This window comes from Pararhizobium sp. PWRC1-1 (genome assembly GCF_049897905.1).
GTDB lineage: Bacteria > Pseudomonadota > Alphaproteobacteria > Rhizobiales > Rhizobiaceae > Pararhizobium.
On record NZ_JAFCXE010000040.1, the window covers coordinates 19,969 to 27,043 of the forward strand.

The following is a 7,075-nucleotide window of genomic DNA, read 5'->3' on the forward strand; positions in this document are numbered from 1 at the left end:
CTGCCTCCCAAGGATTTCAGGCGTCGGCTGGAATGTTCTCGCTGAACACGGACTGGATACGGATGGTCGCCGCGGAGACCGGCGTTTCTCCTCGCGTGGACCGCACGAGGCGGTCGATCGCCTCGCGGGCTTCAACCCCGGCGTTCTGATCGATAACAGCGTCCATGACGCCACTAAGGAGATACTGGCGGGTATCGTCGGTCAGGTCGTGCCCAATGAACACGACAGACTTTTCCCGACCCGCTTCCTTGAGGGCGCGCACGATACCTTCGTGGCCAGCACCGATACAGTACACACCAACGAGCTCAGGTTGTTCCTTCAAAAGCACTTGGACTTCTCTGTAGGCTTTGTCCGCATTCTCCCGAACTTCGCGGAGCGCTATAATCTCGAGCAAGGGGAACCGCTCATCCAGTACGTGCCTGAAGCCCATCTCCCGTTCCTCGTGACCGCGATAGGCCAGCGCTCCCGCGATCAGCGCAATTTTTCCCTTTGACCCCGGCATGAAGCGGCCGATGAGGTAACCCGCAAGACGTCCGGCGGCCCGGTTGTCGATTCCGACATAGCTGACGCGACCAACATGACTGATATCAGAGACCAGGGTTAGAACTGATATTCCTGCGCCAATGCACTGGCGCACGGCTTCGCGTACGGCCGGACTGTCCAGGCCGATGAGACCAACACCCTGACAGGACTGCCGCAAACTCCCCAGTTTTTCGGCGACCTCCTCCGGCTCTATCCCGTTCAATCTATGGATAGCGACATCGACGTCCGTACGGAGGGCAGCTTGGCGTTCAAGGTGTCGCACAAGATCTGCAATAAAAGGGTTTGTGCCTCCCGGAAGAATGAAATCCAGGGGGATTTTGCCAGAGCCTGACGCTTCGACCTGGTCGTCGGCCAGCGAGGCGACGATGGATGCGACATGCGCACGCGTGTGCTCCTGGACGCCTGGCCTGTTGTTGAGGACGCGGTCCACCGTCGCCTTCGAGACGCCAGCGAGCCGCGCAATTTCGTCCACCTTCGGTCTTACCTTCATCACTTTCATTCCCCGTCTACGCTTTTTTCATCGCGCAACTTAGGCGCCACTAACATCTCGGTCAACGATGAAACCTCAATTTGAGTTCTATCGATGAGTTTTGAGTCTGATGAGGTGCGCCGCTAAGTCGCCTGCCCCATATTTGGTTGACATCGTCGTACTAATCCTATTAACCTCAAATTGAAGCATCAAAATGATGCGTTCTTCTCAATTTCCAAGAGCTGATCGGGTGAGATCACTATAGGATTCGATATGCCAGCAACTGCACGAGACTACAGCCTGATCGGACGAGACGCGCAATTGGCCGAGGAAAACGGTTTCGCGGCTGCGCAATGGTATTCGTGTTCCATCCCTCGAAAGGAACTGAAGGAACTGATGAAAAGAAGCGATGGTCCGGCGTTGCGAGACACGGCCCTCTGGGTCTCATGTCTTGTTTTGTCAGCGGCCGGCGGCGTGTTTTTTTGGGGTACGTGGTTGGCCGTGCCATTTTTCGTCGTCTACGGCGTTCTCTACGGCTCATCAAGCGACAGCCGATGGCACGAGACAGGCCATGGTACCGCGTTCAAGACGCGGTGGATGAACGATACACTTTATCACGTCGCCAGTTTCATGATCTTGCGGGAACCGACGGTCTGGCGCTGGAGCCACACGCGGCATCACACAGACACAATTATTGTGGGGCGGGATCCGGAGATTGCGGTGCCCCGTCCGCCCGATGGAATAGGGCTCATCCTTAACATCTTCGCGTTGAAGAGCACCTGTCACACTCTGAAGGGCCTTTTTCTACACGCAAGTGGGCGGCTGACGAAGGAAGAGGAGACGTTTATTCCGGAGATGGAGCGCCATAAGGTGTACCTCGTTGCGCGGATTTACCTGCTCATCTTTGCGATCGTCGCAGTAGCGTGTTTCCAGCTGCAGACCATCCTGCCGGCGATCCTGATTGGGCTGCCGACCCTCTACGGAGGATTCATGGCGATCTTCTTCGGACTAACCCAGCATACGGGGCTTGCGGAAGATGTGCTCGATCACCGCTTGAACACCCGTACCGTCTACATGAACCCGATCTTTCGCTTTCTCTACTGGAACATGAATTATCATATCGAGCACCACATGTTCCCGATGGTGCCATACCATGCGTTGCCCCGTCTTCATGCTCTTATAAAGGACGACTGCCCGCCGCCCTATCCGGGCACACTGGCGGCCTATCGCGAAATCATTCCGACTGTGTTGAAGCAGATGCGAGACCCGTCCTATTTCGTGGTGCGCAGGCTCCCTGGCGGCACAAGAGCAGCGCCTTACAACCATGGCTCAATCATCAAGATGGCGGAACGAAACACGGGGAGGGCGTCATGACCGGAAACTGGATCGATGCCTGTGCTGCAGGCGATATTGAAAACGAAGATGTTATTCGGTTCGATCATGAAGGCCTAACGTTTGCGATCTATCGGACCAAGGACGACCTATACTTCGCCACTGCCGGGCTCTGCACCCATGAAGCTGTGCACCTGTCGAGTGGCCTGGTGATGGGTACAATCATCGAATGCCCAAAACACAATGGGCGTTTCGACTTTACGTCTGGCAAGGCCAAGGGCGCGCCCGTGTGCGTCGATCTGCGCACGTTTCCGGTGAAGGTCGAAGATGACCGCGTTTATGTGCAGATCGACGTATGACAAACGAAACAGCAACGGGACAAATCATCATTGTTGGTGCGGGCGAGTGTGGCGGACGAGCCGCCGTGGCGCTTCGTGAACGCGGATGGAAAGGAAAGATTACAATCGTCGGTGAGGAAACATTGCCACCTTACGAACGCCCCCAGCTTTCCAAAGGATTTCTAACAAAGAAGGACGAGACCTCGACTTTTGGGAATGCTGACTCGACGAAATTCGGGCCGCTGGAGATCAAGCATCTCGTCAACGTGAAGGTCGAGTCGCTCGACAGGGCGGCCCACAGCCTATCTTTGGCAGATGGCCGACATCTTTTCTACGATCGGCTGCTACTCGCGACGGGCGCCTCGGCGCGGCGTCCGTCTATTCCCGGCAGCGAACTGGCGTTGTGTCTTCGCACAAGGGCCGACGCTGATCGCATCAAGGCAAGACTGTCGCCTGAGAAAAAGGTTATCATCATTGGCGGAGGACTGATCGGCCTTGAGCTTGCCGCAAGCGCGACATTACTGGGTTGTCGTGCCACCCTTATCGAGCGCAATGACAAGGTTCTGTCCCGGTGTGCACCAATTTCGATCGCAGGCATCGTCGAGGCAAGACACCGAGCTGAGGGGGTAAGGTTTATCTTCGGGACCGGAGTAAAGTCAATTGAAGATCGGACTGACGGGCTTTTAGTATCAACCACCACTGGTTCCACACTGGTTGCCGACGTCGTCATTGCCGGAATTGGCGCAGTGCCGAACGTTGCGCTAGCGAAGGCTGCCGGACTTGCAATTGAAAACGGCATTTCTACAAATGAGTTTTTACAGACGTCAGATCCTGACATCTATGCCGCCGGAGACTGCGCGTCGACGATTCATCCCCTGCTTGCTGGGGTTCGTTTGCGCCTCGAATCCTGGCGCAGCGCTCTTGAGCAAGGCGAAAGGGCTGCACGCAACATACTAGGCGAAGACGTTAGGCAGGGGACGTTGCCATGGTTCTGGTCGGATCAGTTCGAACTTTGCCTACAGGTAGTGGGCCTCCCGCAAACAGCAGCCACGACTATCGAGCGCTGGCTCAGCCCGGACGCTTTGCTTAATTTTCATCTTGGTGGAGAAGGCAGACTGGTGGCGGCAAGCGCGGTTGGACTGCTAAATTTAATCGCGAAAGATATCCGCGTCGCGGAAATGCTGATCGTCCAGAGCGCTCGGCCTGACCCGCGGTTGTTGGCCGAGCCAGGCTACCGCCTGAAAACTCTACTCGCTGCTTAGGATTATAGGATGAAATCGACCCAGCCTACCGTCGCCGACCTGCTTTCTCTCAAGGGAAAACGCCAACTCACGAAGCTTCGCGTTGAGACGCTCGAGGAAGCTGCTGCCGCCAGCCTCGCCGACATCGACATGCTTTCCGTTCCGCCCGAACTTTTGGAGCAACCGGAGTTTCGCGCTGCCTGTCCGCGACCGTTCGTCGTGGGGGGCCTGGAACCCGGCGCTTACATTACTGAGGAGGATTACCTCCGAGTGGCGTTCCGGCTGCTCAAGGCGGGTGCGAACGCCGTTTACTGCGGAGCCAGCCTTGGCATCGTCCGGCGTCTGCGCGACGAGGGCATACCCGTTGTCGGCCACGTCGGCCTCATTCCATCCCGCCGCACCTGGACCGGCGGGTTCAAGGCAGTTGGCAAGACTGCGAGTTCGGCGTTGGATATTTGGCGAACGACCAAGGCGTTGGAAGACGCGGGGGCATTCGCCGCCGAGATCGAAGTCGTCCCTCCTCAGGTCGCCGCCGCGATTTCAGAGAAGACAACGTTGCTCATGATTTCAATGGGTGCCGGGGCGGGCTGCGATGCCCAGTATATGTTTGCCACGGACGTTCTTGGCTGCCACGACGGTCACTATCCACGGCACTCAAAAGTGTATCGGAACTTTTCGACGGAGTACCGCCGCCTACAAGGCGAACGTGTCTCCGCATTTAGCGAATATGCAGCGGATGTCGCAACTGGTGTTTATCCGGCTGACAACCACCTCGTTACGATAGAACCGGAAGAACTTAGGCTTTTTCTGACCGAGCTTGAGGGTGCTGCAGGATGAGAAACTGGCGCGTTGCAGGTATCAATTTCGATCACATGCACATGGGGGATTTGTTGCGCGAGGTTTACCAACACCCCAAAGCCGAAATCGTCGGGGTTTGCGATAAATCGGCAGAACGCATGCAGTCGGCTATCGCGACCTTCAAACTCGGCAAGAACAAAGTCTTCCACGAAGTCGATCGATGTGTGGAAGAGACAAAACCTGACCTAGTCATACTCTGCGCGGCGACGGCGGATCACGCCGACTATGTCGAGCGACTGGCGAAGTACCGGGTGCATGTGCTCGTCGAGAAGCCATTCGCCGCCTCCATCGCTGACTCAGACCGGATGACCAGGGCCGTGGAAGACAGCGGGAAACTTCTCGCGGTAAACTGGCCTCTCGCCTGGTATCCATGCCATGTCACGGCCAAACGACTAATCGACGACGGCGCGATCGGCGAGGTCATAGAGGTCCATTTTTACGACGGGAACCGTGGTCCTTTATATCACTTGGCTGATAAGGCGGAAGTTAGCCAAAAGGAGGTCGAAGCTGCAAAGTCGGGCTCATGGTGGTATAAGCACGCCTCCGGCGGCGGCAGTCTTCGTGATTACCTGGGATATGGCGCCACTCTGGGCACATGGTTCATGAACGGCGAAAAGCCGTTGGAAGTCACATGTGTTGTGGATGAGTCCGAAAGCTTAGAAGTAGATGAACATTCTATCACGATCTGCCGTTATCGTGCTGGTTTGTCGAAGTTCGAGACCCGCTGGGGAACATTTACAGATCCTTGGAACCAGCAGCCTCAACCAAATTGTGGTTTCGTCCTCGTCGGTTCCGAAGGCACCATCTCCAGTTTTGACTACGAACAGCATGTGACTGTCCAGACCCGACAACGACCTACGCCAACGCGCATCGAGGTAGACGTCCTTCAGGATGGCCACCGATCAGCTGTTGAGTATGTCATCAGGTGTATGGAAACCGGAAACGCAATAGTGGGCCCGCTTGATCCCGCAATCTCACGAATCGGACAGCAGATCATTGACAGCGCCGTGTTATCCGCGAGAGAAAAGCGAACAGTAGGACTGCTCTCATGAGCGGGCCGACCGACAGTGACTACGCCCTAAAGTCTTCAAACGTGCGTTTGGTCGACGCGCCCGTCCTCAATTATCTCCCGCCTCGCAGCAGATCCTACGCCCCTGGTATTGCTGTTATCGGAGCGGGCGGAATTTCGTCTGCACACCTAGATGCATACCGGGACGCCGGTTACGATGTGAGGGTAATCTGCAATCGCACCCTTGCAAAAGCCGAGGAACGCAGAAACGCATTTTTTCCCCAAGCAGAAATTACTTCTGACATCGAGGCTGTCCTCAACCGTGACGATATCGAAATCGTGGACATCACAACGCATCCCGAAGTGCGCTATGCGATGATAGAACGCGCACTTCAGTCAGGAAAGCACGTCTTATCGCAAAAGCCGTTTGTCCTTGAGGTTGACGCAGGACTAAGGCTCGTCGAGCTTGCCGAAAAACTCAACCTCAAGCTTGCTGTGAACCAGAACGGCCGCTGGGCACCGCATCTTAGCTACATGCGTGAGGCGGTTAAAGGCGGCCTCGTTGGTGAAATTGTATCGTGCCATGTTGGCATTCACTGGAACCACGGGTGGATTAAAGGCACGACGTTTGAAACTAACCACCACTTGGTGTTTCAGGATTTCGCCATCCATTGGTTCGATTTCCTGGTCAGCCTGATCGGCGATCGGGCATCCTCAGTGGTGGCTACCAACATGCGCGCTGTCGGTCAGGTCGTCGCCCCGCCGCTTCTGGCCCAGGCGCTGGTCCAGTTCGAGGGAGGCCAAGCGTCGTTCGTGTTCAACGGGGCAACCAAGTATGGGCCGCTTGACTGCACCTACATCTGCGGAACGAAAGGCAGTCTCGTCAGCACCGGGCCAAGCTTGGGCACACAGTCGGTTGAACTTTGGACAGAGCGCGGCGTGGCGCGGCCTGAACTTGTGGGCACTTGGTTCAATGACGGCTTCCGTGGAGCGATGGGGGAGCTAATGTGTGCGATCGAGGATGACCGGGCACCGCTACACAACGCGCGTGACAACCTAGCGAGTATTGCTCTGACGACTGCCGCGGTAAGATCGGCCGTTGAAGGGAACATCGTTCAAATCTTCTAATTTTACTGAAATGATCTAACTGGAGTGCCCCGTAAAACCGTAAGCGTCCGGCGAGCGGATTTTTCGTATCGCGACCTTTGAGTTAGCGGTCTAGCGCTTTGTCTCGTCGGCCATCACGCGCTCGATCATTTCAGGATCGCATTGCTCGTCAATGAGA

Annotated in this window: 7 protein-coding genes; 6 read left to right on the forward strand and 1 reads right to left on the reverse strand. The window is 56.2% G+C overall.

Translation table 11 applies throughout. The features are described from left to right. Window positions 1-16: 16 nt before the first annotated feature. Window positions 17-1,042, reverse strand: coding sequence for a LacI family DNA-binding transcriptional regulator (locus tag ACP7E0_RS33365; protein WP_426131477.1), 1,026 nt, complete (start codon window positions 1,040-1,042; stop codon window positions 17-19). Between the two features lie 243 nt (window positions 1,043-1,285). Here ACP7E0_RS33365 and ACP7E0_RS33370 point away from each other — a divergent pair, with 243 nt between their 5' ends. From ACP7E0_RS33370 to ACP7E0_RS33395, 6 genes are read left to right on the forward strand one after another with little or no spacing between them, the layout of a single operon-like run. After that, entirely contained in the window at window positions 1,286-2,386 is a 1,101-nt protein-coding gene (locus ACP7E0_RS33370; protein WP_426131479.1) for a fatty acid desaturase family protein, read from the forward strand. Continuing rightward, window positions 2,383-2,703, forward strand: coding sequence for a MocE family 2Fe-2S type ferredoxin (locus tag ACP7E0_RS33375; RefSeq protein ID WP_426131481.1), 321 nt, complete (start codon window positions 2,383-2,385; stop codon window positions 2,701-2,703). The genes ACP7E0_RS33370 and ACP7E0_RS33375 overlap by 4 nt, the downstream gene beginning before the upstream one ends. Continuing rightward, window positions 2,700-3,944, forward strand: a complete 1,245-nt coding sequence (locus ACP7E0_RS33380) for an NAD(P)/FAD-dependent oxidoreductase (protein ID WP_426131483.1) — start codon at window positions 2,700-2,702, stop codon at window positions 3,942-3,944. The genes ACP7E0_RS33375 and ACP7E0_RS33380 overlap by 4 nt, the downstream gene beginning before the upstream one ends. A 9-nt stretch (window positions 3,945-3,953) precedes the next feature. Further along, window positions 3,954-4,760 carry a 3-methyl-2-oxobutanoate hydroxymethyltransferase gene (locus ACP7E0_RS33385; protein WP_426131485.1) on the forward strand — a complete coding sequence of 269 codons (807 nt, stop codon included), beginning with the start codon at window positions 3,954-3,956 and terminating at the stop codon, window positions 4,758-4,760. Further along, a complete protein-coding gene (locus ACP7E0_RS33390; protein WP_426131486.1) occupies window positions 4,757-5,833 on the forward strand; it encodes a Gfo/Idh/MocA family protein in 1,077 nt (358 codons plus the stop codon). Before ACP7E0_RS33385 ends, ACP7E0_RS33390 begins: the two co-directional genes overlap by 4 nt. Beyond that, a complete protein-coding gene (locus ACP7E0_RS33395; RefSeq protein ID WP_426131488.1) occupies window positions 5,830-6,918 on the forward strand; it encodes a Gfo/Idh/MocA family protein in 1,089 nt (362 codons plus the stop codon). The genes ACP7E0_RS33390 and ACP7E0_RS33395 overlap by 4 nt, the downstream gene beginning before the upstream one ends. Window positions 6,919-7,075: the final 157 nt, after the last annotated feature.

Bases quoted from the DNA above. Each gene is read 5' to 3' on its own strand.
- ACP7E0_RS33365 (WP_426131477.1), bottom strand. From the start codon at position 1,042: ATGAAAGTGATGAAGGTAAGACCGAAGGTGGACGAAATTGCGCGGCTC.
- ACP7E0_RS33370 (WP_426131479.1), top strand. From the start codon at position 1,286: ATGCCAGCAACTGCACGAGACTACAGCCTGATCGGACGAGACGCGCAA.
- ACP7E0_RS33375 (WP_426131481.1), top strand. From the start codon at position 2,383: ATGACCGGAAACTGGATCGATGCCTGTGCTGCAGGCGATATTGAAAAC.
- ACP7E0_RS33380 (WP_426131483.1), top strand. From the start codon at position 2,700: ATGACAAACGAAACAGCAACGGGACAAATCATCATTGTTGGTGCGGGC.
- ACP7E0_RS33385 (WP_426131485.1), top strand. From the start codon at position 3,954: ATGAAATCGACCCAGCCTACCGTCGCCGACCTGCTTTCTCTCAAGGGA.
- ACP7E0_RS33390 (WP_426131486.1), top strand. From the start codon at position 4,757: ATGAGAAACTGGCGCGTTGCAGGTATCAATTTCGATCACATGCACATG.
- ACP7E0_RS33395 (WP_426131488.1), top strand. From the start codon at position 5,830: ATGAGCGGGCCGACCGACAGTGACTACGCCCTAAAGTCTTCAAACGTG.